Origin of the sequence: Thalassolituus maritimus (assembly GCF_900156675.1) — a bacterium.
Taxonomy (GTDB): Bacteria; Pseudomonadota; Gammaproteobacteria; order Pseudomonadales; family Oceanobacteraceae; genus Thalassolituus; species Thalassolituus maritimus.
On record NZ_FTOH01000003.1, the window covers coordinates 18,222 to 43,482 of the forward strand.

Sequence of the window (25,261 nt, forward strand, 5' to 3'; positions counted from 1 at the left end):
GTGGCATGTATTGATACATCTGTCAGATGGTCATTGGATACACGATCTAATACCATTTACCTATACGGGTCTTACTCCGCGTGGCCGATTTGGACCGAAACGGATAAGTAAGAAAATAATAAGAAAAACAGTGGCTTTAGATTGCCGGGCTCGTACTCCATACCCCGATCAGCCTCAGTCACTCGTTCTCGCAGGTCAATGCTCACGCATAGACTCCATAGGAGTGTTACTTTGATTAACTTCCGCACAGCACTACTCGTCTCACTGATTGCAGGTCTTACCGCTTGCTCATCAGGTGGTTCAGATGGCGATGATCCACGTGTTCCCGATCCAGTGAATGGGGGAGATCAGGCACCAGTGTCGCTTGATTTCTCGTCAACGCCAGAAGGTAACCCTGTAGAAGACGAGCGCTGGGAATACCAGATAGAGACGAACGCAGGAACTGCTGATAGTGTCACTTTCCGTTTGCTTAGCGGTCCTACTGGCATGGAAGTCTCGCCTGGCGGAAGAGTGACCTGGACGCCGACCGATGACCACGGCGATACAGTAAATGTGACGTTGGAAGCGGTTTATGACGATGGCGAGACCCGGCTGACCGCTCAGCAGGAATTCACGTTACAAGTCGTTCATGTTAACGATAAACCTCTAATTGTCTCTACGGCGCCATCTTCTGCAATTCTCGGTGGTTGGTTTAGGTACCAGGTCGAGGTTGCGGATTCAGATGACGTTAATAACGGTACTGATTTAATATTCAGCGCTTCTTTGCCTCTCGTTCTGGAGGCCAATCGAGATAAGTACAACCTTGAGATATCGCCAACCGGGCTGGTGTCGCTCTTTATTCCCCAAGATTTCCTTAGCGATATCGACACAGAGGGTCTGGGCCTGGAGAAGATGCTTGTTGTATCGGTTTCAGTAACTGACGGCGAAGAAGATTGGCGGTCTCTTATTAATCTCCCGTCTCGCCAGCAATGGAATTTGCAGGTTGTTGAGGGCAACCTACCACCAGAAATTATTTCCGATCCTGTCACTACAGCGACAGAAGACGTTAAATATCAGTATCTGGTAGAGGCTCTTGATATCGCGGGTCAGAATGGTCTTGGTTTTGATATCAATGATGATCTGAGTTTTACCCTGACCGATGCACCGCAAGGCATGACCATTTCATCAGCAGGCCTGATTGAGTGGACGCCGACCGAGCAGGGTGCTGAGCCATACTCTGAAAACGTCACTGTAGTCGTTGCTGACGGAGGCGAAGATGGCGCTGACCCCGCAACTCAGTCATTCTCTATTGATGTAACTCCTGTCAACGATGCACCGGTGTTGTTAGGTGCGCCAGTCAGTTTTGTGGACATCGGTACCACTTATTCTTATCAGGTAGAAGTGCTCGACCCTGACGACGACAATAATGGCACAGATCTGACATTCTCACTTCTGACCGCACCTGAAGGGATGACTGTAACTGACCAAGGCTATGTTACGTGGATTCCGGAGCTGGCGTCTGGCCTCATCAGTGTCGAGGTCGAAGTGGTTGATGGCGGTGAAGACGGTGCTGTACCTGCGACGCAAAGTTGGACTATTGAAGTCCGCGGAGGTGACAACATCGCCCCTGTAATTGATCAGGGCGAAACAAGTGTCCTGACGATGGCTGAGGATTCGGTCGGTAGGGTTACCTTCACTGCGAGCGATGTTAACGGTGACACACTGAACTGGATGATCAGCTCTGATGCAGGTAATGGCGCTGCCACAGTGTCTGATTCTGGCGAAGTTACATATACCCCAGACCTGAACTACAACGGCACTGACAGCTTCACGGTCGAAGTGTCTGATGGTGTTCTGTCCGACACGATTGATGTCAGTGTGACGATCAGTGCCGTCAATGATAAGCCTGTGATCGTTTCTGAGAAGCCAACGTCTGCTGTGAAAGGCGCCTGGTTTGAATACCAGATGGAAGTAACTGATGTGGATGATGAGAACAATGGCACTGATCTGACGTTCACTGCGTCTTTGCCTCTCGTCAGTGAAGCCAATCGCCCTCAGTACAACCTTTCTGTCTCGTCGACCGGGTTGGTACGGGTTTATGTTCCTACCTCTTACAGCTACAGCGTGCTGAGACTGAAAGTAGGAGTGACTGACGGTGAAGAAGACTGGCGTAACGGGATCAACGTGGCGCCTTATCAGTTCTGGGATCTTGCTATTGTAGGTGGCAATACCGCCCCAGTGATTACTTCAGAGGCCGTAACTACCGCCACTGAAGATGTCCTCTATTCGTATCAGGTCGCTGCTGAAGACAGTGCGGGTGAGACCGCCGAAGGTGACCCGCTTCAGGACGAACTGACATACAGCCTGACTGAAGCACCGGCAGGCATGACCATCTCTGATACAGGTCTGATCGAGTGGACGCCGGCAGAGAACGGAGCGTCCTCATATTCTGAAAACGTCACTGTTATCGTTGCCGACGGCGGTGAAAACGATGTAGAGGCTGCAACTCAGAGCTTTACCGTGACAGTAACGCCTGTGAACGATTCTCCAGTGCTGAGTGGCACGCCAACCAGTTTCGTTCAGTTGGGCAACAGCTATTCCTACCAGCTTGAAGTGGCGGATGCCGACGACAATAACAACGGCAGTGATCTGACCTTTAACTTAGTGACTGCACCTTCGGGCATGACGGTCAGTGATACCGGTCTGGTGACCTGGACACCTGCGATCGCCGCGGGCGTATATAACGTTGCTGTCAGTGTCACGGATGGCGGTGAAGACGGTGCGATTCCGGCAACTCTGGCTTGGACCGTTGAAGTCCGTGCTGCTGCTAACGTCGCTCCGGTGATCAACGAAGAAAGCGCCTCGATTGAAATCGATGAAGATACGCAGGGCAATGAGACGCTGACCGCGACTGATGCAAACGGCGATACTCTGACCTGGTCTGTTATCAGTGCGGCCAGCAATGGTTCTGCAACAGTAACTGGCGGCAATGTGACTTACACACCGGCCGCTAATTTCCACGGCAGCGACAGCTTCACTGTTCAGGTGTCTGACGGAGATCTGACGGACCTCATTGTTGTTGATGTCACCGTAAACTCCGTTAATGATCTGCCGGTGATTGACCAGGGCGCGACCACTTCTCTGACGACGCCTGAAAACACCGAAGGCAATATCACGTTGACCGCCTCCGATGCGGATGGTGATTCGCTGAGCTGGTCTGTCAGCGCGGCAGCGACTCATGGTTCTGCCTCTGTGGTGGACGGCAATGTCAGCTACACCCCGAATGAAAACTTCAACGGCAGCGACAGCTTCACTGTTCAGGTAACTGATGGCACAGCCACTGACATTATCGTCGTTAATGTGACGGTCACCGCAGTGAATCAAGCACCGGTGATTGATCAGTCGGAAGCTTCTGTGACGACTGATGAAGACACTGAGGGTACGACCACACTGACGGCAACTGATACTGATGGCGATGTCCTGAGCTGGTCGGTCTCCAGTGCAGCAAGCAACGGCTTGGCGGCTGTGACCGGTGGCAACGTCACCTACACCCCGAATGAGAACTTCAACGGCAGCGACAGCTTCACTGTTCTGGTTTCTGATGGTGAGCTGAGCGATACGATTGAAGTGTCCGTGACCGTGAATGAGCTGAACGATGCGCCAGTTATCGATCAGGGCGCAACGACCATACTGACGACCGACGAAGACGAAGAACAGACGCTCGTACTGTCTGCTTCTGACGTTGAAAATGACAGCCTGAACTGGTCTGTTAGCAGTGCAGCCGCTAACGGTTTTGCCAGTGTGGTTGATGGTACGGTGACCTATCAGCCAGCGCCTGACTTCAATGGTACCGATGCCTTTGTTGTGATGGTGTCTGACGGTACTGATAGCGCGACGATTGCAGTCAGCGTGACGGTGAATGCCGTTAATGACCTGCCAGAAATCACCTCGTCCGCAATAACGACGGCAACCGAAGGCGTTGAATATTCTTACGCTGTTCTGGCGAGCGACGTCGAAGACGATTCTCTGACCTTCTCTCTGAATACGGCACCTGCGGGCATGAGCATCAGCAGCAGCGGTGTGATCACCTGGACGCCAGCAGACGGCATCAGCACCGCCAACGTGATTGTGGCTGTGTCTGATGGTAGCGGAAGTGTGACTCAGTCGTTCACGATTGCAGTGACCGATGTGAACGATGCCCCTGTGATTACCTCGGTGGCTCCAACGTCTGTCGTACTGGGTGAGGAATACACCTATACGCCAAGCGCCACCGATACCGAAAACGACACCCTGACCTGGAATCTGACTCAGAAGCCAGCCGGCATGACGATCAATGCAACAACCGGTGCGATCAGCTGGACACCAGCCGAAGCAGGTAGCAGCGGCACTGTGCGTCTGGTCGCCAACGATGGCAACAGTGATTCTGTGGCCCAGACCTTCGTGATTACTGTGTCTGAGCCAGACAACGAAGCGCCGGTCATCGCTCAGGGCGAAACAGACACGCTGACCACCGATGAAGATACTCAGGGCAGTACTACTCTTATCGCCACCGACGCTAACGGTGACAGCCTGAGCTGGTCGGTATCCAGCCCGGCGAGTAACGGCAGTGCTGCGGTCGTGGGTGGCAATGTCACTTATACGCCAAATGCAAACTTCAATGGCAACGACAGCTTTACCGTTCAGGTGTCTGATGGTTCTCTGACCGACAGCATTGTAGTGAACGTGACCGTGAACGCGGTGAACGATCTGCCAGTCATTGCACAGGGTGCGGGAACTACGTTGACCACCGCAGAAAACACCGCAACGGGCGTGACTCTGAACGCGTCTGATGTCGATGGAGATAGCCTGAGCTGGTCGGTCAGTACCGCTGCTTCTGATGGCTCGGCAAGTGTAACGGCTGGCAATGTCAGCTACACCCCGAATGCCGGTTTCAATGGCAATGACAGCTTCACGGTTCAGGTCTTTGATGGCACGGCACCAGTCAGCTTCGTTGTTAATGTCGAAGTGACTGCGGTGAACGATGCGCCTGTGATTGATCAGGAAACGGCATCAGTTTCGACGTCTGAAGACAATCAAGGCACGACTGCTCTGACGGCTACCGATATTGATAGCGCCAGCCTGAGCTGGACCGTTTCAGTTGCGGCCAGCCATGGTTCGGCGGCTGTGTCCGATGGGAATGTCACTTACACCCCGCATGAAAACTTTAATGGCAGCGACAGCTTCACCGTTCAGGTGTCTGATGGTGAGTTGAGCGACAGCATTGTGGTCAGCGTGACCGTAACCGCAGTGAATGATGCGCCGGTCTTTGCTAATGCCGCGTCTACTTCGGCCGTAGAAGGTAGCGAGTACCGATATCAGGCGGAAGTGACTGACCCGGATGATGCCAATAACGGTACGGATCTGACCTTCACTCTGGATCAGGGGTCGATTGATGCGGGCCTGACTGTATCTGGCACCGGTCTGGTGACCTGGACGCCAGATAACGGCGTGACCTCAACCTCGGTGTCACTGAGCGTAGCGGATGGTGGTGAAGACGGAGCGTCTGCGGCGGTTCAGAACTGGACCATCACCGTCGGCAGCGTGAACGACGCCCCTGTGATTACCTCCGAAGCGCCAACGACAGCGACTGAAGGGGTGGAATACCAGTACTCGATTCAGGTGAATGATCCGGACGACGCCAATAACGGCACCGATCTGATCTTTACCCCTGTATTGGTTCCTGAAGGTATGTCGGTATCGAACATGGGCCTGGTGACCTGGACGCCAGAAAACGGTGTTGAATCTGCGAATGTCGAAGTGCAGGTGCGCGACGGCGGTGAAAGTGGTGCGCTTCCAGACAGCCAGAGCTGGACCATCACCGTATCTCCGGTGAACGATGCACCTGAAATTACTGAAGGCGCGAGCGTTGCGTTGCCAGCAACCGAAGACGTGCAGGCAACTCTGGCACTGAACGCAACCGACATCGATAACAGCGGCGCTGAACTGACATGGTCAGTACTGAGCGCGCCAGTGAACGGTGTTGCTGCGATGTCTGGTACTGGCAACAGCCAGAGCCTGACCTACACCGGCAACGCTGACTTCAATGGTAGTGACACTCTGGTTGTTCAGGTGACCGACGGCGACCTGACCGACACCATCACAGTGAATGTGACGGTGGCGGCTGTAAATGACGCTGCGGTATTTACGTCAACGCCTGTAACAACTGCGACCGAAGGTGAAGCGTACGTTTACTTCGCGACGGCAAGTGATGTCGAAGGCGATACCCTGAACTTCAGTCTGCCCGTGAAACCGGTGGGTATGTCGATCAACAGTACAACGGGTGAAATGACCTGGACGCCAGCCAATGGTGTTGAGTCTGCCAACGTGACCGTGCGTGTTAACGATGGTATTACGGATACGAACCAGAGCTTCACGATCACTGTGACTGCGGTGAACAATGCCCCGGATATTACGTCAGTGGCCGTGACCACGGCGACAGAAGGTGAACTGTACAGCTACACCGTGACCGCAAGCGATATCGACAGCTCTGATCTGACGTTCAGCCTGACCGAAGCGCCAGCAGGCATGAGTATTGATTCTGAATCTGGTGTGATCACCTGGACGCCAGAGAACGGCGTTGAGTCTGCGGCGGTAAGCGTCGAAGTCTCTGACAGCGATCTGACTGACAGCCAGAACTTCACCATTACCGTGACCGCGGTGAACGATGCGCCTGAAATCGATCAGGGTGAGAGCACAGTTCTGACCACCGATGAAGACGAGACTCAGACACTGAGTCTGTCCGCAACCGACATCGACGGCGACAGCCTGAGCTGGAGCGTTACTTCTGGTGCCGCCAATGGCGAAGCGTCAGTCGATAGCGCTGGCCTGGTAACTTATGTGCCTGCGGCCGATTTCAACGGGTCAGATACTTTCACTGTTCAGGTCAGCGATGGTGAATTGACTGATTCCATTCTGGTGGATGTATCTGTGAGCGAAGTGAACGACGCGCCAGTGGTTGCTCAGGGCAGCGTGGTTTCTATGACGACCGCAGAAGACACTCAGAAGTCTGTCACTCTGACGGCCAGCGATGTTGATGGCGACAGCCTGAACTGGGCGGTAAGCACGCCTGCGAGTAACGGTTCTGCTGCTGTAGCGGCCGGTGTTGTGAGCTACACGCCTGCAATGGGCTATAACGGCAGCGACAGCTTCGTGGTCTCTGTGAGCGACGGCACTGAGACTGTGACGGTACAGATCAATGTCACCGTGACCGCAGAAAACGACGCGCCGGTGATTGATCAGGCAGAGGCGTCTATCACGACCGCAGAAGATACACAGGGCACGGTAAGCCTGAGCGCGACCGATCCGGAAGGTACTTCTCTGAACTGGAGCATCACAGGTGTTGCGGCGAATGGTACCGCCTCTGTGAGCAGCTCTGGTCTGGTGACCTATGATCCAGCCGCCAACTTCAATGGCAGCGACAGTTTCACTGTCACCGTATCTGACGGCGATCTGAGCGACAGCATCGTTGTGGCTGTGAGTGTAACCGCGGTGAACGATGCGCCTGAAATCACAGAAGGTGAGGCCGCTTCTCTGAGCACCGACGAAGACAACATGGGCAGTGTTACTCTGAATGCTACTGATGTTGAGGGTGACGCCATCAACTGGAGCATCCAGTCTCAGGCCAGCGATGGCGTTGCGGTTGTGTCAGGTGCTGGTACCAGCCAGACCGTGAATTACACACCAGCAGCGGACTTCCATGGTAGCGACAGCTTCGTCGTCCGTGTTTCTGATGGCGATCTGACCGATACCATCACTGTGAATGTCACTGTTAACGCCGCGAACGATGCGCCAGTCATCACTTCAACCGAAGTAACGACAGCGACCGAAGGCGAAGCGTACCTGTACACCGTGGCCGCGAACGACGTTGACGGCGATGCGCTGACCTTCAGCCTGACAGAAGCACCAGAAGGCATGGTGATCTCTGGAAGCACCATCAACTGGACACCAGAAAACGGTGTTGAGACAGCGAACGTGACCGTAACTGTGGCTGACGCTACAGCAGAGGCGACACAGAGCTTCACTATCACCGTGACGCCAGTGAATGATGCACCTTCTATCACGTCAGCCGCGGTAACTAACGCCACTGAAGGTGAAGCCTACAGCTACACCGTTGTGGCCGAAGACGTGGACAGTACTGAACTGACGTACAGCCTGCCTTCTGCTCCGGAAGGTATGAACATCTCTGGCGCGACGATCAGCTGGACTCCAGCCAATGGTGTTGAGTCGGCGAATGTGACTGTCGAAGTTTCTGACGGCAGTCTGAGCGATAGCCAGAGCTTTATCATTACCGTTGGAGCAACCAACGATGCGCCTGAAATTGATCAGGGTGCCGTTACTGCGCTGACAACGGATGAAGACACCTCTGCAACACTCAACCTGACGGCGACCGATGTCGACAGCGAAAGCCTGACCTGGCGCATCAGTAATGCGTCTGAAAATGGCAGCGCGAGCGTTGATGCATCGGGTGTTGTCAGCTACGAACCCGCCGCTGACTTTAACGGCAGCGACAGCTTCGAAGTCGAGGTCAGTGATAGCGAACTGACGGATACTATCGTCGTTAACGTAACGGTTAATCCGGTTGCCGATGCGCCAGTGATTGCTGAAGGCGAGACTGCTTCACGCACCACCAATGAAGATACCCCTCTGACCTTCGCATTGAATGCGACCGATGTCGATGGCGGTACTCTGACGTGGAGCATCAGCAGTGGCGCGTCCGAAGGAACAGCGACCGTATCCGGCACTGGTGCCTCTCAGACCGTAAGCTACACGCCTGCGCCTGACTTCAATGGCACAGACAGCTTCGTGGTACAGGTAAGCGATGGTGCACTGACAGACACGATCAATGTCACTATGACCGTTACGTCGATCAACGATCTGCCAGAGATCACGTCTGTAGCACCAGTGGTAGCAACGGAAGGCGAGCTCTACACGTATCTGCCAACGGCGACCGATGTAGAAGGTGACGCACTGACCTGGAACGTGGGCACTGCGCCTGCGTCTATGACAGTGAACTCAGCGACCGGTGAACTGAACTGGACGCCGGCTGAAGGTGTAACCTCTGCGGAAGTCACTCTGTTGGTCAACGACGGTGGTGCTAACGTGACGCAGGCCTTCACTATTACTGTGACGGCAGTGAATAACGCACCAGTGATAACTCAGGGTGAAAGCACAAGCGTGACCATGTCGGAAGACGGCGCACCAACTCCGTTTACCCTGGTGCTGAATGCGACCGACAGCGACCACGCAGGCTCTGAACTGAGCTGGTCAGTGAGTTCGGCTGCAACCAACGGCACTGCGACTGTGTCGGGCACTGGTCTGAGTAAGACGGTGAACTACACCCCGGATACTGGCTTCTCAGGAGCTGACAGCTTCACTGTCCAGGTCACTGATGGTGAACTGACTGACAGTATTGTGGTGAACGTCACTGTAGAAGCAGTGAACGCCGCACCTGTGATTGATCAGGGTGATACCACCACCATGACACTGGATGAAGACGGTACTCAGACTCTGTCACTGAGCGCGACAGACAGCGACGGTGATTCACTGACCTGGAGCGTTACTTCCTCTGCCAGTGATGGTGGGGTGAGCGTCGATACTAACGGTCTGGTGACCTATGTTCCTGTTGCTGACTTCAACGGTAGCGACACCTTCACAATTCAGGTCTCTGACAGCGAACTGACTGACAGTATCACCGTGAGTGTGACTGTGAACTCAGTGAACGATGTACCGGTCATTGCCGAAGGTGCATCAGTGACGCTTGAAGTGAATGAAGACAGCTCTGATTCTGTGACCTTTACCGCATCGGATGCGGATGGCGACCCTCTTACCTGGTCTATCTCTTCCGGAGCGGTAGAAGGCATCGTTACTCAGACCGGTTCTGAATTCAGCTATGCGCCTGCAGCAGACTTCAACGGCAGTGACAGCTTCGTAGTGCAGGTCAGTGACGGTACGGCAACGGGCACCAGCACAGTCAATGTGACAGTGATCGCAGTGAATGATGCGCCGGTTGTCACCTCTTCGCCTGTGACTACGGCTAATGAGTATCAGGTCTATGCCTACGATGTAGCGGCCTCTGACGCTGAGGGCGATGCGGTAAGCTACTCTCTGACAAATCCTCCGGCTGGCATGGTGATCAGTAGCGCAGGTGAAATCCGCTGGATTCCGGAATCCGCAGGTACTTACAGCGTGGTTGTGAATGCGACTGACGGCTCTGATGCTGGGACACAAAGCTTTGATATCACCGTCAATGCTGAGCCTGCTGTTGCTGGCCGCGCAGTGAAAGGTGTGCTGGCGAATGCGCCAGTGGAAGCTGCCGTGTACGCAGGTCTGGATGCCGAAGGCGAGCACAGCTGGAATGTGATTGGCACCACCACGACGGACGCCAATGGTTATTTCGGGTTTAACCTGGGTACCCAGTCCGCGCCGGTACGTGTACGTGTCACAACCGATGCAGAGACCACCATGGTGTGTGATACGCCGAGTGGCTGTCTGGTATCACCGCCTGCCAACTTCGGAGACAGCGGTACACCGGCTGCGGGTATGATTCTGGATACCATTGTGTCGGGTGCTGATTTTGGTGGCCCAGTAGCGGTTACTCCGATGACACACATGGCTGCGACCTGGCTGCAAGCCTTCCCGCAGGCTCTGGATGACAACAATGTTCTGCTGGCTCACAAGCGTCTTGCCGTCCTGTTTGGCTTCACTGATGACTCCTATGTCAGCCAGCGTGTGCCAGACCTGACGGATGCCTTCGAGCGTAACTTTGCACTCAGCAGCGATGAACAGGCTCTGCGCCACGCAATCTTCTCTGCGAGCCTGCAGGAGACGGCCATCGTTGCCAGTCTGCCGATTGATAGCCTGGCGGAGAACATTGGTCTCATCTTCGGACTATTGGGCGGTCAGATGCCGCTTAAATCTGGCGAGCTGGATGTAAGTACGCTAGGTCTGACCGATCCTGATACTGAAGAGCCGATCACTACCATCAGCTATACAGGCTTCGATACCTTCGTTGCCAGTGCTGAAACCGTAGGGCAGTTCATCAACGACGGTAGTCTCGACACCATGATTGCAGGTTTCGGAAGCCTGGTGACCGATTGGTCGCCAGAACTGGCGGACCCATCGATCTGTCTGGTTACTGACAATCCGGAACTGGATCGTACAGAGTGTCGTAACGTCACTACTATTGGTGAGGCTACTGGCTACGATGCAGCGAACTTCGCACGTGCACTAGCACCAATCGATGTAGCTGGCGGGTATCTGGACGATGCGCAGGCAGCAGAGCTGGCGAACGGTTCGACGGTGAATCGTGATCTGGGGTGGTTGTATGTTGATGAGGCTGCGCAGAACGAGACGGCAGAGATGCTGGGAGGACTCACAGAAGTTCTTGGCTATGGACTGAAGACGGCCCTGTGTGTGCCTCAGAAGAATAACATTCCGTATACCTGCACTATGGAAAAGAGTGCTGGGTTCGAATCTTTGAATGTCTCTCTGAGTAACTGCGAGGGCTATAACGGAGATGACTCATGTGATCTGCGGGTCACTGGCTCTGCGAATGGTCAATCTTTCAATGTGTCTTCTCGAATTGAGGATATACGTGAAATGCTAGGTGGAAAACGTCGCATTGGTTTGTTCCAGACTAACTACGACTTTACAGCCGGTCCTTTACCGATGTGCTTCACCGGTACCATCAGCAACTCCATTGCGACGATGAACCTGAATAACTTCTGCTTGATTCTCAATGTCTCTGATAGCCGTAGCGATTTACTTGCACCTTTCGAGGACTTGAACGCTGTTGCCTACACTTACATAGGTGATGAGGGTTCAGATGCGTACAACGCGATGGAAAATCTTCTTGATGAGATTGTCCTGGAAATTGGTGCTAGTGGCGGCCTTAGCCTGGCCAGTACCGATAGCAATATCGGCACGTACAGCATGAGCAATATTGATATGTCGTTCGTGTTTGACCGTGAGAGTCTGGTGAAGGTGAACAAGGGAACTCCGGTGTTTGACTTCGAGGTGGCCTCGTTCAGCCGTACAAACCCTTGGGGTGAGACACTGAACTCTGTTTCAGGCTATCCGATGTTCAAATTGCAGGTGGATGACACAACTATTCTGACTGGCCGTAACGTCAAAGATAACGTCGGTGTTCCACCAACGCTGTCAGTGACCAATGCGATTGTTGAAGGCTTGGGCCCTGTGGTCGATATTGCTAAAGAGTATGCCCTGAGCATGATCGATACGACGGTCGCTGCACCTGAGCTGACGCCAGAACAGTGGGATGCGATCATCGCTGAGGTTGAAGCGAATCTGGCCTATAACGGCACGATTACCACGACGATTCAGGATCCATCGGTTGGCGACCGCACCTACATCGCGACACTGACGCCAGAAGGCAATGTGTTCATCAGTCAGGAGAACAGCACAGCGAATGCTATGCAGCTCTACCTGTCCGGTGCTACTGGCTACATTTATGCTGACGAAACGCTGGTGGCGACTGCTCACCTGGGTAACAGTCAGGATGGCATGTTGCTGAGCTTTGTCGATGGCAGCCAGCGTCGCTATACCAACGCTAACCCGAATCTGTCGGGGCAGTTGGATAGCTTCCTGGAGTTCCTGCAGGTTCTGGTTCCGCCGGCTGAAGAAACAGCGCCTTAACCGGCGCTGGTTAATCCAGCTCTAAAAATGAAAATAAAAGCAATGACAATAAAAAGGCCACGCAATGCGTGGCCTTTTTATTGTCTGTGTGATTTATAAGATTAAGGGCACTCAGGATCGCCGGGGCATATCATGCCTGGTCCGGGGTCAAGTGGATCAAGGCCCGTTCCGGGGCCTATCGGATCAAGCGGATCTCCGCCCGGATTGGTTGGCAACCCGGAGCCAGTGCCTGGTTCCTGTGGTTCTGTTATTGGGGGCTCAGGCTCAGTAGCAGGCTCTTCCGGTTCTGGCTCCTGGGGCTCTGGTTCTTGAGGGACGGGCGGCTCGGGCTGAGAAGGCGCCTCAGTCGGTTGTTCCGGCGTGAAGGTTGGGTCAAATTCGTCTGGCAGGCCAAACCTCGTCTCCATACGCTCGATAATGCGTTGGACCTGAAAGTCGTTGATGTACTGCTGTGACTCCCGGCGGCTTTGCTGGCGGCTCTCGTCAGAGGACCGTCGGTTGGCATTCTCTTGTGCTCGTGCATCGGCGGGGTCATCAGTATTAACGCCGTTAATATTGCTGAGAGTGCCGTTATTTTGCTCCGTGTCACTTTCATTGCTAGCCTGAGGCTGTTCAAAAGTAAGTGGCGGCGCAAAAAAGAAAACGGGTGCCAGCCCGTCGCCAGCAATAACACTTCCTTCAGGCTGATCAACCGTGATTCTCTGACTTCCCGCAGTCACCACAAAGGTACCTGTTGGAATGGAAGAGTAAGGGCCGGGGCCCATCAGCGACGAATAACTCAGGGGGCCAGTCTCTGGCGGCAAGTTGATATCAGGAAAATGCACCGATGCCTGCTCAGGTGAGAGTATCGCGGTCACCCCCATAGTGCCCAGCACAGCGACTTCGGTGGCGGGTTGCAGGATTCTGAAAGCATTCAGGCTACCATCAGCAATGCGTCCGGTGGCGAACTTCAGTTGTCCTGCTTCCTGAGTGATCTGCAATTGCCCGGTCTTGAGGTCATCGTCAAATTCGTAGTGATCCAGAGTGATCACAGAACCTTCGCCGAATGTGAAGGTACTTTCGTCCCGCAGAAGTAGCTGGAACAGCTGTCCGTTGTCAGACTCAATCCGGTCACCAGAGAAAATATCATCGCCGCTGTACGCGGTCAGAAGCTGGTCATCGCGATAGACAGTCACTGATCCTTTCAGCCCAGCCAGTACACCCGCTTCCTGTGCATGTGTATGGACTGCTACGGCCAGCGCGCTGAGTGTCAGAAGGGTGGTTTTAAGGCGCTTGCCGGATTGGAAATGTCGGGTCATTGCGATATCCGTCTTCATTTCAGGGGCCCTCACAGACTGAAGAGTTTTGTGACCGAGGCCGACCAGCGGGTATTACGGTACTCATAATTAGAAATATCTGCGCGATTCAGCTGGCGTTCGCCACTGATCGTCAGGTCCATATTCTCAACCAGATTTACCGGCAATGTCAGTGCCAGAGATGCGAACAAAGGTTTGCTGTGTCGCACCAGCGAAGGGTCACCGGTGACGAATTCTGAGGAGCCTGAGTAACGCGTGCGACTCTGGCTGACATAAGCGGCAACTGACTGCCCGGCGGCCGCTGTCCAGCGGTAACTCATGCTGGTGGACCAATTGGTGTAACTGGAAGCCTCCGAGCGGGCTTCTTTGGTACTGTATCCCAATGCCAGATAGAGATTGTGCACTTTATCGAAGGTCAGCGAACCAGATACTTTTGAATAGTAACGCTTGCCTGAACTGGCATCGCTGCCCGGAGCGATGTAGTTGTCTGTCGAGACGCCTGTACTCAGGCGCGTATTAACGTAGAGGTTGAGGCTTTTCAGGTTCCAGGCGTACGAAGAGCTGAGGCTTCCTCCGTGGCTTCTCAGCAAGCCTTCTCCATGCAAAGACTGGTGTTGAGCATTGCCGGCGAAGGTCAGCTTTATTCCATCAAAATCGAAACGATTTCCGAGGGTGCCATACCAGCTCGAGAAATCGAGCGTGTCCTGGGTGGCATAGTTATCCCGGGTGTATTGAAGCGAAGCAATGGCAGCATGCTGACGATACTCACCCCAGGCATAATCAAGGTCATAACTGATATTGAACTCGGTACCGTATTCCTCAACTTTTTTCTGTGGGAATTCGAACTCATAGCCATAAAACAGAATGGTATCGTCGTCAGGGGCATTATTGATGTTGTCGTCGTGATGCCCTGTGATAGATAACGAGAGGGTCTGGGTTGCGCGCTGATCCATCTCATCAATTCTGCGAAGATAGTCCAGAACCAACCACTCGTCGCTTTGCGGCAGCGGCCGGGAGCGTACTTCTTCAAACTCCTGACGCGCTTCAACCATCATATCTGAGTGATAGAGCAGACTGGCGTAGATAATTCTCGCTCGGTTCTGATGGGGCTCAAGCAGAAGAATCCGCTCTACGACCGGAATCGCGGACTTAATGTCGCCTTCATCGATTTTCTGTTGGAGGTAACAGTAATTGAGCGCCAGATCATCCGGGTTACGGTAGATGTCACTGAAGCTGATGTCTGCCGGACAATTGTCTGACTCAGTTGCAGCTGGTGAAGTGGCATCGGCTCTGACCACGATGGCAGCCAGAGAAGTAATGAAGAAAATAACGTACCGCACGTTCCGTACTCATAAAAATCCTGAGCGCGAATTGTACGCCATTTGCGCCAGCATGTATTCCCATGGGCGCATGTAGGCGGGCCAGTTTCACTGGAATTCAGCCTGTCAATCTGGGCTGCTTTGCCTTAGCCAGCTTGTTTCAGTCTGGATTTCAGTTCGGAGCAAGCCTGCTGGAATTTTTCGAGTTTGTGCTGTTCTTTTTCGATCATAGCGGCGGGTACGCGGGATAAGAAGCCATCGTTCTGAAGCTTGTTACTGATCTTGTGAATTTCTTCTTCGAGCTTCGACACTTCCTCCCGGATTTTGTCGACATTGTCTGCGTTAAGCGCCTGTTCGCCCATCTGAAATTACCTCCGTGTTAGCGGGACCCCATAGTCCTGCCTGCGTGGTTCATCAATAAGTATAGACAAGATTTTCGTGTTTGCCTGAAAGGCCATTTCAAACAGGCCGGAACTCTTAGCAGCTTTACCGTTCGTAATATTGGAAGGCCGGGAATACTGAGAAATACAGGCGTGGAACTGAGTACTTGAAGTCTCAGTACTGAAGCAGAGAAGCGCAGCATTATTCAGAACTGGCTAAAACGCTAACGATATTTTGAGGTGACAACAATGGATATTTCAGCACTACTCGTTTTTCTGTTAATCGGCGCACTTGCAGGCTGGCTTGGTGGCGTTATCACTAAAGGCGGTGGCTACGGTCTGCTAGGCGACATTGTCATTGGCGTGCTCGGTGCCGTTGTTGGTGGCTATGTGTTTTCAGTCGCCGGTGTTGCCGCAGGTGGTTTCATCGGATCGGTTATTACCGCCACGGTCGGTGCCGTGATATTGATCTTTCTGGTTCGCCTGCTTAAAAGAGCGTAACCATTGATGGTTTAACTCAATGAAAAAAGCCCCGTCTGTCGGGGCTTTTTTATGTCGATCACTTATTAAGCAACGCCTGCTATTTCAGCTTCCGCTTTTTCGGCTTTTGTTTCGTCCAGCATCAAACCGCTGCCGTCGATGAAGGTGACATCAGTCATTCCCATAAACGCCAGAATGTACTTCAGCCAGCCACTGACGAAATCATTTTCCGCGCCCAGAACAGTGCCACCCGATGTCACTACGACATAGACTTTTTTGCCTGTTAGCAAGCCAACCGGGCCTTCTTCTGTGTAGCGGAAAGTTTCACGGGCGCGCGCCACCATATCGATCCAGGCTTTCAGAGCAGCCGGTACGTGGAAGTTATAGACAGGTGCTGTAATAACGACGGTGTCAGCTGCACGCAGCTCATTCACTAACTGGTCGGATGTTGCCAGAGATGTCTTCTGCTCATCGCTGCGGTCGGATGGATCTGTGAAGTTCGAACCAATCCAGTTTTCATTGATCAGTTCAATGCCGTTTGCCAGATCTCGCTCGGTAACCTGGGTGCTGCTGTCAGACAAGCGTTCGATCAGTTTATCCGCGAGATTACGGCTAACTGAACCTTCCGTTCTCATACTGCTGTCTACGCGAAGAATATGTGTCATTTCCTTCTCCTGTGTCTTGTGAGGATACGTTTAACTATTCAACGGAAACCACGATAAACATTTCTTAACTATGGAAAAATACTCTATGATTGAAAATATTATTCTGAAAAGTAGAAAAATTAGAGGTGATGGGTGCTTAACGTGATGCATCGACGGGGTCATATCAGAAAAGGGAGTAGCCTATGAGTGAGCTGGAAGAAGTACGGGTCTTCGTCACACTGGTAGAGTGCCACAGTGCATCAAAAGCGGCAGAACGCCTTGGTGTTGCAAACTCGGCGATCAGTCGACGTATGAAGGCCCTTGAAGAAAGGTTGGGAGTGCAGTTACTGCAACGCACCACACGGACGATGCACCTGACTGATGACGGCCAGCTCTACTATGAACGCTGCCGCAAGCTACTTGACGACTGGAAGGACGCAGAACAGGAGGTGATGCAATCGGCCACGTTACTGAGCGGCAATATCAGGGTATCCATGCCTCTCAGCCTTGGCATTTCCCAACTTTCACCGATCATTGCTGACTTCATGAGTGAACACCCCGGGGTGACGGTCAATTTCGATCTGTCTGACCGCAGGGTTGACGTTATTGAAGATGGCTTTGATCTTGTCTTTCGCATTGGTCACCTTGAAGATTCGACCCTGATCGCCCGCAAGGTTACACGGGTGAGGCATATGGTGTACTGCTCACCGGATTTCGTGGAAAAGTACGGGCCGTTTAATACCCCGGATGATCTGCACGGCGTACCGGTTTTTGGATACAGCAATCTGCGCTATCCCGGACGCTGGCCATACACATCACCAGATGGAAAAACAGGGGAGATTCGTCTTTCACCAGGTACGTTATCGAATAATGGCGAAGCATTAATTGCTGCCGCTGAACGGGGACTGGGAGTCGGTTGCCAGCCAACATTCACTTTGCAGGAAGCCTTCTCAAGCGGACGATTAATTCCGGTGCTGACCGACTATGAATGGTTTGGGATGAACCTTTACGCTGTGTATCCCCGGGCCCGGCATTTATCGCGGCGGGTACGTGCTTTGATCGACTATGTCATTGAGCGCCTCGGCAAAGAACCATACTGGGATAAATGTATTGATGAGTTGTGATACTTATACGGATAGTTGGTGTCATAGTTAAAAACACGGGTAGGTTTATATCCATGTGCAGGCGACAAAGGAAACATCATGTTCAGTAAATGGCAGTGGTTATTTATCAGGTTCACTCATAAATTATGGGTCAGAGCGGCGCTGTTTGCGGTCATGGCGATAGTCACTGCATTGATCGCCGCGCCAGTAGAGCGATTGCTGCCCGAGGCTCTGTCGTTTCAGATTTCGGTCGCCACGATCGATCAGATACTCGATATTCTGGCAACCAGCATGCTGACTGTAACGACCTTTTCGTTGGGAGTTATGGTGTCAGCCTTCACTGCGGCGAGTACCGGGACGACACCCAGAGCAACTCAGCTCGTTCGGGAAGATCCGATTACGCAAAATGTTCTTGCAACGTTTCTGGGTGCATTTCTTTTCAGTCTTGTGGGCATTATTGCGCTTAATACCGGTGTCTATGGTGAGGGCGGGCGTTTGGTTCTGTTTGCCGCAACGCTGCTGGTGATCGGCATCATACTGGTCGCCATACTTCATTGGATTGAACATCTTTCGGTATTAGGGCGAGTCTCTGAGACCACCGATCAGGTCGAAGTCGCAGCCGCCAATGCGTTGCACGCACGAGTAGAGCATCCGCACTTGGGAGCACGGTGCTTACCCGAAGACTGGCAGCGCCCAGCCAATGGCTTTGATATTAAGTCAGAATCCACGGGTTACATTTGTCATATTGATATCGCCAGCCTTCAGGAAACTGCTGATGAACTGAAGTTGAATATCAACGTGTTATTGACTCCGGGTAGTTTTGTCTTTCCCGGTAAACCTCTTGCCTGTGTCGAGTTTAAAGAGAAAGAAGTCCTCAACAGTGAGCAGGAAGCGCACCTGATCAATCGTGTCACGTCAGCTTATACCACTGGGAAAACCCGGTCGTTCGAGCAAGATCCAAGGTTTGGTTTAATTGTACTTTCTGAGATCGCGAGCAGAGCACTGTCACCGGCAGTCAATGATCCTGGTACAGCAATCGACGTACTGGGCAGGGCAGTAAGATTGTTCTGTATCTGGAGAGATCACCGGGTGCTGGACGATGACGATGACGATGAATCTATCTGCTTCCCGTCGGTACGTGTACCGGCATTAAAAACGTCTGACCTGATTGAAGATTTATTTATGCCAGTTGCACGTGACGGTGCGGGGTTAATTGAAATTCAGATACGCGTTCAGAAATCTATGGCGGCTCTCGGAGATATGGCTCCCGAGGCCTATTGTGATGTCATGGCCCACTACGCGGAGCTTGCAGTAAAACGAGCCAGTCAGAGTCTGGCTCTTGAAGAGGAAGTGGAGCAGTTAAAAGCGGTACAGTACAAAAAAGACTGACCTTCCGCGTATAGGCAGTGTTGAGGTTGTGTTTGAGTCAGTATATGAATCAGCGGTAAATGCGCTGAGCCCACTCTGTCAGGCCCGACACAACGCTGCCAAAGTGATCACCATCGAATAGTGGTACTTCACCAAAGACGTTTTCGACCGCATTTGTGATCACGGGAGACTTTGCACTTCCGCCAGTGACGAAAATCAGATCAGGGGAGACGCCAGCCTGGTCTTTAGCCTCTTTCATCAGCGCAATAATTTTTTCAAGTGGACGCTCGATTGCATCGGCAAGTTCGGCTCGGTTGATATCCGTACTGAGCGATTTTTCGACGAACTCAAGATTCACCGATGTGATTTCAGCATCGGACAAGGAAATCTTTGCCTCCTCCGCATGGCGAACCAATTGCTGATTCTGCTTGTTTTTACGCAGTCTGAGTAATCGACCAATCAGCTCGGGTTCAGCACAATCGCGCTGCAGTTGTTCAAGATACAGCCCTGTTTCCAGACTACTGAAGCGAGTCAGAGCGGAAACATCGTTAGTAGACACTGCATCAATAAAGGTTTTTGTCGGCATTGGCTTGCCACTTTTGAGCGCGGCATTCATGCCAAATAGTGGCATCAGAGATTCCGTTGCCAGGCGGATGTCGAGGTCGTTTCCGCCGACCCGTTCGCCCGTATGTGCAAGAAAATCCGCTGCACGATCTGCTTTCTGAATATGATCCGGCCCCATGCGTACCATTGCACAGTCACTGGTACCACCGCCAATATCGACAACCAGAACGGTTTTATCCTCAGTGAGCTGGCGTTCAAAACTTAAGCCAGCCGCAATTGGCTCGTATTGAAATTCGATGTCTTTAAAGCCGCTGCGTCTGGCTGCCGTTTCGAGAATAGATAATGCTTGTCGGTTACTTTGCTCTGAATTCAGCCCCTGAAAATTCACCGGGCGACCAATAACGGTTTGAGTCAGAGTATCGCCAGCAGAGACTTCTGCGCGATGTTTGATCGTCTGCATCATGGCCGTGACGATATCTTCGAAGAAGCCCACAAACTCAGGGCGAAGCCCGCTGGCACCAAGAAAGGATTTTGGGGATTTAACGAAGTAGCCTTCTTCCGGATCGGCAAAATACTCTTTGAACGCCGCATGCCCGACGAACATCACATCATCATCCGCGTGAAGGTCGAGCTCGCTCCGAGCCCTGAGGGCCATCTGCAACTGGGGTTTGCGTGATGCAATAAATGCATCGCGGTCAAAAATCAGTTTGTGACTTACCTGCTCAGTAATCAGTTCGCGGGCCATCGCATATAGGGCAGAGGGCATAAAAGTGCGCTCGCCATCGACCGGCAATAAACGTATCCCGCACTCCTGTTGCACGCCAATAGCGCAGTTGGAAGTGCCGTAGTCGAAACCGCAGATCATGTTAAGCAACCCAAAACCGCGAAATTTAGCACAGGCGTGAAGTCATAATCCAGACAGTTGTTAGAGTATGTGAAACGACCTCCAGCCTCTCCTGTCAGGCACTGAACATGGATTTAAAGTCGACGTCGTCGCCAGAATCCTGTGTGGTATTAATCGTCTGGTAAATCGCATCCAGGTGATGATCCATCCAAGTCTGCGCTTCTGCCACCTGATTGCTTTCAATTAACTTGAGCAGCTCAGTGTGCTCGCCACAGTCGCAGCCAACACTCGAACTTGTGCCATAAAGAGAAATGATCAGCGACGACAGAGAGGTCAGTTGTGCTACCTGTTCACCCAGAATGAGGTTACCGGTTGCTACCGCAAGTTGCACATGGAAGCGTGCAGAGAGCTGAACTTCCTCCTGAAACTTACCTTCCCTGTGCGCCGCTTTTTCCTGCGCGACTAAATCATGCAGCTCTTTATAAGCGTCAGAATGACGGTTTTCGTAGACCGCCGGGATCAGCGCGACCTCAATCAGACGACGGGCTTTGAAGACATCCGCCGCTTCTTTCCGACCCGGCTGTGCAACCCGCGCGCCGCGGTTGTGCTCCATACTGACCAAACGCTGCTGGGCAAGCTTCTGCAATGCTTTGCGAATGGTAGTACGGCTGACCTTAAAGGCCTCGCCGAGAGAGTCTTCGGGCAAGCGGGTGCCGGGGCGCAGGCGCCGATCAACGATGGCCTGCAATAGCTCCCTGACGATCTGTTCATCGCGCGAGGTGGCTTTGCTGCCGGGCGGTGTTACGTATAGCGAAAGATTGGGTGAATGCGTCATGTATACCTCAGATTGTATACAGAATTGATCGTGTTCTGTGCTCCATTATCACCCAATATCATCGGCGGCGCACCAAATATCAGCACAATCGCTGTAGCATGGGCTTCAGAGCATTAACTGGCTTTCGGCTGGAAACCTACGGTAACGCTAATGATTTCAAAGGCTTGATCATAAAGTCGTGACAATTTCGTGATCTGGCACAAATTTAGCTACTCAGTGTATACACGATTGTATCCAATCCTGATATTTTATCGTGTACGTTAAAACTGGGGGCGTCTTTTCCTGCGATGGTTCTGTAAAGAATCTGAAGAAGGAGGCAGAACACAAACAATGTTCTGAGCGGTGCCATGCTGATCCGGCTCTTGCAACGCAGACCGGGAATACAGATGGGAGAAAAACAATGTCGGGTACACAGTCGGTCGCTGCAGACAGCAGCTATGACCTGAAAGCTGGACAAGAAACTATAGCGGGAGAGGGAAAGGCCCTAGGGGAAGAAAGCCTCGCACCGCAGAAGCAACGCATTATGGGCAAGTTGTCGTATTACTTCGCCTGGACCGGGGGCTGTGTCTCTATCGGTACTTTTACCATGGGGTCGAGTGTGGTCGGCACACTTAACCTGCTGCAGGCGACACTGGCCATAGCCATTGGTTGTCTGGTCATCGCAGTGGCACTGATGATTAATGGCGCGGCAGGTTACAAGTACGGCATTCCTTTTATGGTGCAGATCCGCAGTTCTTTTGGCTTTGCCGGATCGCGCTTGCCCGGATTAGTGCGGGCGTTGCCTGCGGTGGTCTGGTACGGCTTTCAGAGCTGGATAGGGGCGGGTGCACTCAATGCCGTATCCGAAACCCTGTTCGGTTACAGCAATCTTGTGGCCTTCTTTATTGGCTTCCAGCTGCTGCAGATCGCCTTGTCTATGCTCGGCTTCAAAGGCATTAAGTGGCTGGAGAATGTCGGCGTTGTCTTTATTCTCGGTTCACTGATTTACATGTTCTTCAGCGTGATCAACCGCTATGGCTCAGCCATTACTGAGCAGCTGGTGAATATTGAAGGCACCTGGGGCATGCCATTCTGGGGGGCGACCATGCTCTTCCTGGGCATCTACAGCACCATGATGCTGAACGTCAGTGACTATTCCCGTGAGCATACGAAAGGGACAGGCTCTTCCATGCTGACGACTATTTACGCCTTTTCTATTCTGCCTGTGACTCTCTTTATGGGCCTGATCGGTCTTATGGTCTCGGGGGCAACCGGCGTGATGGACCCGATTCAGGTGTTCGCCAATGCGGTAGATAACCAGTTATTGATGGTCATTACTCTGCTGTTCATTGCGTTTGCGCAGGTCACTACCAACGTACTTAATAACGTTATTCCACCGACCTATGTGTTGATGGATGTGTTCAAAGCACCGTTCAAACTGGCGACTATTTTGGTTGGTCTGGCAGCTTTCGCTACTTTCCCATGGGAGCTGGTAAAAGACGAGTCAGCATCTGGTCTGCAATTGTTTGTACAGATTTACTCTGCGTTCCTCGGTCCTATTTTCGCCATCATGGTGGTGGATTATTTCATTATCCGTAAGCGCGAACTGTCGCTCGATAATCTTTATGACCCTAAAGGCCCGTACGCTGGCGTGAACCCGGCTGCCATTGTCGCTGCGATCGCAGGCTTAGCTGCTGCGTTCTCATTCCCAGCAGTGTCCTGGTACGCAAGTCTGATTCCGGCAGGCCTGACGTATTACCTGCTTATGAATCACTGGTCAGCGTGCGCACGTTTCCGCCAGTAACGCACACATAGATTTCAAAGCAGATTTTAAAAGAACGAATTTTTCAGGAGAACACATATATGGCTCGCATTCTGGTGATCAATCCCAACACCACGGCAAGCATGACCGAAACCATCGGCGAGGCTGCTCGCTCCGTGGCCGCCGCAACCACTGAAATTGTTGCGACGAACCCGGAAGACGGTCCGGTATCCATCGAAAATCACTACGACGAAGCCATGAGTGCAGCGGCTATGTTGCAGGTCGTTCGTCAAGGTGAGGCGGACGGATACGATGCGTTTGTTATTGCTTGTTTCGGTGATCCGGGGCTGACCGCCGCGCGTGAAGTTGCCAGTGGCCCTGTCATTGGTATTGCGGAAGCCGCCATGCATGCAGCCAGCTTTATTGCGACAAAATTTTCGGTGGTTACGACTCTGTCACGGACCTGTGTCATCGCAGAGCACCTGGTGCGTAATTACGGCATGGAGCATTTCTGCGCCGGCATCCGTGCCTGCGATGTACCTGTCCTGGAGCTCGAAAACGAAGAGAGTGGTGCCTATCAGTTAATCCGTGATGAGTGCCTGCGGGCAATCGCGGAAGACGGAGCCGGTGCCATTGTTCTGGGTTGTGGCGGCATGGCCGACCTGACTCTGAAACTTCAGGCCGACATCGGTATTCCCGTGATTGACGGTGTGACTGCTGCAGTGAAATTTGCCGAAGCGCTGGTGGACCTGGGTCTGAAAACCAGTAAGCACGGCGACCTCGATTATCCGGGGCCAAAGAAATATACAGGCGCGTTCAGTCAATACGCACCTGGCAAGAATTAATCCATTTTAAAACTTTATACGAATTTAAATACTTCAGGAGTTCATCATGAAAAAGACAATCAACTTCCGCCTGTCGGCTTGTACTGTTGCGATTCTGAGCTGCGCAGCATCCGCACCTGCAATGGCCGAAATTGAAATTGGTAATGGCTTCAGTGCCATCGGTCAGTTTGATGCAGGCTATCGCTTTACTGATGCCGATGACGACAACAGCGAACAGACGCAGACGTTTTCTACGAATGAGTTTCAGATCGACCTGAACTACAACCACGCAGAAACTGGCTTGTACGCTCACCTTGAGCTGGAAGGTCGCACTAACGACAGCAGTGACAATCAATTCCGTACCGAAGCTGCCTTTATTGGTCGTAATTTCGAGAACGGTGCAGGTTTTAAAATGGGTCAGTTTATCAGCCCATCCGGCTACGAAGGTGCAGAGCCATGGGATCGCTTTGGGCGCACGACCGCGTTCGGCGGCATCTTTGCCTATCTACAGAACGGTGTAGCAGGTTACTACCAGAGCGGCATCTTCAATGTGTACGGCGCTTTCGTTGATGGTGCGTGGAGCGGTGACAACGACATCACAGATCCAAGTGCCGAAATTCAGTTTGGTATCACCACTGATCAGAGTGTTACCCGTCTGACCATGGCCTACGAAAAAGTCGATTCAGAAGACAGCGACGATGATGGCATCGCTGATACCGAAGAGCAGGACCGCACAATGGTCAACCTCTGGTCTCAGTACACACTGGGTGAACTAACGGTCGCAGCCGAATATAACTACCTGACCGACATGAACCGTGCTCTGACCGACACCACCACAGCGTGGGATGGTCAGGCGTATATGGTCTTTGCCAAATACAGCCTCAGCCCAGCGTGGAAACTTGGCGTGCGTTATTCCGAAGCCGAATACGAAGATATCAACGGCGACACCGTGTCGGATTCCTCTGAAGTCACTATCACTCCGCGTTATCAGGTGCTGAGTGGTGATGTGAACTGGGACTTCCGCGCCGATTTCCGCTTCCAGGATGGCGACAACGAAATTGCCGGTGTGCAGGATGGTTTCCTGTTTGAGCTCGGCACAACTCTGAAGTTCTGAAGTTTTAACTGTGTGTCGGCGTGCGGGGTATACACCGCACGCTGGCATGTTTTATCTGTAGTAAATAGTGGAGAACCC

General features: G+C 52.6%; 13 protein-coding genes. 7 read left to right on the top strand and 6 right to left on the bottom strand.

The window, feature by feature from the left end:
• The first annotated feature begins 231 nt into the window (after positions 1 to 231).
• Positions 232 to 12,672, top strand: coding sequence for an Ig-like domain-containing protein (locus BW941_RS17725; protein ID WP_076514576.1), 12,441 nt, complete (start codon positions 232 to 234; stop codon positions 12,670 to 12,672).
• A 101-nt stretch (positions 12,673 to 12,773) separates the two neighbouring features.
• Here the strand turns inward: BW941_RS17725 and BW941_RS05125 are convergent, their stop codons facing one another.
• The 3 genes from BW941_RS05125 to BW941_RS05135 form a co-directional block, all read right to left on the bottom strand.
• Positions 12,774 to 13,970 carry a FecR domain-containing protein gene (locus BW941_RS05125; protein WP_139325752.1) on the bottom strand — a complete coding sequence of 399 codons (1,197 nt, stop codon included), beginning with the start codon at positions 13,968 to 13,970 and terminating at the stop codon, positions 12,774 to 12,776.
• 29 nt (positions 13,971 to 13,999) lie between these two features.
• The gene (locus BW941_RS05130; protein ID WP_076514578.1) at positions 14,000 to 15,307 is read right to left on the bottom strand and encodes a porin family protein; all 1,308 of its coding nucleotides are present in this window, start codon (positions 15,305 to 15,307) and stop codon (positions 14,000 to 14,002) included.
• A 125-nt stretch (positions 15,308 to 15,432) separates the two neighbouring features.
• Positions 15,433 to 15,648, bottom strand: coding sequence for a hypothetical protein (locus BW941_RS05135; protein WP_076514579.1), 216 nt, complete (start codon positions 15,646 to 15,648; stop codon positions 15,433 to 15,435).
• A 267-nt stretch (positions 15,649 to 15,915) separates the two neighbouring features.
• Here BW941_RS05135 and BW941_RS05140 point away from each other — a divergent pair, with 267 nt between their 5' ends.
• The gene (locus tag BW941_RS05140; RefSeq protein ID WP_076514580.1) at positions 15,916 to 16,167 is read left to right on the top strand and encodes a GlsB/YeaQ/YmgE family stress response membrane protein; all 252 of its coding nucleotides are present in this window, start codon (positions 15,916 to 15,918) and stop codon (positions 16,165 to 16,167) included.
• A gap of 65 nt (positions 16,168 to 16,232) precedes the next feature.
• Here BW941_RS05140 and BW941_RS05145 read toward each other — a convergent pair whose 3' ends face one another.
• Positions 16,233 to 16,811: an FMN-dependent NADH-azoreductase gene (locus BW941_RS05145; protein WP_076514581.1), complete on the bottom strand. Its 579-nt coding sequence runs from the start codon at positions 16,809 to 16,811 to the stop codon at positions 16,233 to 16,235.
• A 182-nt stretch (positions 16,812 to 16,993) separates the two neighbouring features.
• Between BW941_RS05145 and BW941_RS05150 the strand changes: the two genes are divergently transcribed.
• Positions 16,994 to 17,914, top strand: a complete 921-nt coding sequence (locus BW941_RS05150) for a LysR family transcriptional regulator (RefSeq protein ID WP_076514582.1) — start codon at positions 16,994 to 16,996, stop codon at positions 17,912 to 17,914.
• Between the two features lie 78 nt (positions 17,915 to 17,992).
• Positions 17,993 to 19,282 carry a DUF2254 domain-containing protein gene (locus BW941_RS05155; protein WP_076514583.1) on the top strand — a complete coding sequence of 430 codons (1,290 nt, stop codon included), beginning with the start codon at positions 17,993 to 17,995 and terminating at the stop codon, positions 19,280 to 19,282.
• A 49-nt stretch (positions 19,283 to 19,331) separates the two neighbouring features.
• Here the strand turns inward: BW941_RS05155 and yegD are convergent, their stop codons facing one another.
• Together yegD and BW941_RS05165 are read right to left on the bottom strand one after the other, a co-directional pair.
• A complete protein-coding gene (gene yegD / locus BW941_RS05160; RefSeq protein ID WP_076514584.1) occupies positions 19,332 to 20,690 on the bottom strand; it encodes a molecular chaperone in 1,359 nt (452 codons plus the stop codon).
• 94 nt (positions 20,691 to 20,784) lie between these two features.
• Positions 20,785 to 21,504, bottom strand: coding sequence for a GntR family transcriptional regulator (locus BW941_RS05165; RefSeq protein ID WP_076514585.1), 720 nt, complete (start codon positions 21,502 to 21,504; stop codon positions 20,785 to 20,787).
• 400 nt (positions 21,505 to 21,904) lie between these two features.
• Here BW941_RS05165 and BW941_RS05170 point away from each other — a divergent pair, with 400 nt between their 5' ends.
• The 3 genes from BW941_RS05170 to BW941_RS05180 are packed head-to-tail and all read left to right on the top strand — an operon-like array spanning position 21,905 to position 25,183.
• Positions 21,905 to 23,287, top strand: coding sequence for an NCS1 family transporter (locus BW941_RS05170; RefSeq protein WP_084188660.1), 1,383 nt, complete (start codon positions 21,905 to 21,907; stop codon positions 23,285 to 23,287).
• Positions 23,288 to 23,346: 59 nt separating this feature from the next.
• Positions 23,347 to 24,090, top strand: a complete 744-nt coding sequence (locus tag BW941_RS05175; protein WP_076514586.1) for an aspartate/glutamate racemase family protein — start codon at positions 23,347 to 23,349, stop codon at positions 24,088 to 24,090.
• Between the two features lie 46 nt (positions 24,091 to 24,136).
• The gene (locus BW941_RS05180; RefSeq protein ID WP_076514587.1) at positions 24,137 to 25,183 is read left to right on the top strand and encodes a porin family protein; all 1,047 of its coding nucleotides are present in this window, start codon (positions 24,137 to 24,139) and stop codon (positions 25,181 to 25,183) included.
• The last annotated feature ends 78 nt before the right edge of the window (positions 25,184 to 25,261 follow it).

Bases quoted from the DNA above. Each gene is read 5' to 3' on its own strand.
- BW941_RS05175 (WP_076514586.1), top strand. From the start codon at position 23,347: ATGGCTCGCATTCTGGTGATCAATCCCAACACCACGGCAAGCATGACC.
- BW941_RS05170 (WP_084188660.1), top strand. From the start codon at position 21,905: ATGTCGGGTACACAGTCGGTCGCTGCAGACAGCAGCTATGACCTGAAA.
- BW941_RS05145 (WP_076514581.1), bottom strand. From the start codon at position 16,811: ATGACACATATTCTTCGCGTAGACAGCAGTATGAGAACGGAAGGTTCA.
- BW941_RS05140 (WP_076514580.1), top strand. From the start codon at position 15,916: ATGGATATTTCAGCACTACTCGTTTTTCTGTTAATCGGCGCACTTGCA.
- BW941_RS05125 (WP_139325752.1), bottom strand. From the start codon at position 13,970: ATGACCCGACATTTCCAATCCGGCAAGCGCCTTAAAACCACCCTTCTG.
- BW941_RS05150 (WP_076514582.1), top strand. From the start codon at position 16,994: ATGAGTGAGCTGGAAGAAGTACGGGTCTTCGTCACACTGGTAGAGTGC.
- BW941_RS05135 (WP_076514579.1), bottom strand. From the start codon at position 15,648: ATGGGCGAACAGGCGCTTAACGCAGACAATGTCGACAAAATCCGGGAG.
- BW941_RS05180 (WP_076514587.1), top strand. From the start codon at position 24,137: ATGAAAAAGACAATCAACTTCCGCCTGTCGGCTTGTACTGTTGCGATT.
- BW941_RS05165 (WP_076514585.1), bottom strand. From the start codon at position 21,504: ATGACGCATTCACCCAATCTTTCGCTATACGTAACACCGCCCGGCAGC.
- yegD (WP_076514584.1), bottom strand. From the start codon at position 20,690: ATGATCTGCGGTTTCGACTACGGCACTTCCAACTGCGCTATTGGCGTG.
- BW941_RS05155 (WP_076514583.1), top strand. From the start codon at position 17,993: ATGTTCAGTAAATGGCAGTGGTTATTTATCAGGTTCACTCATAAATTA.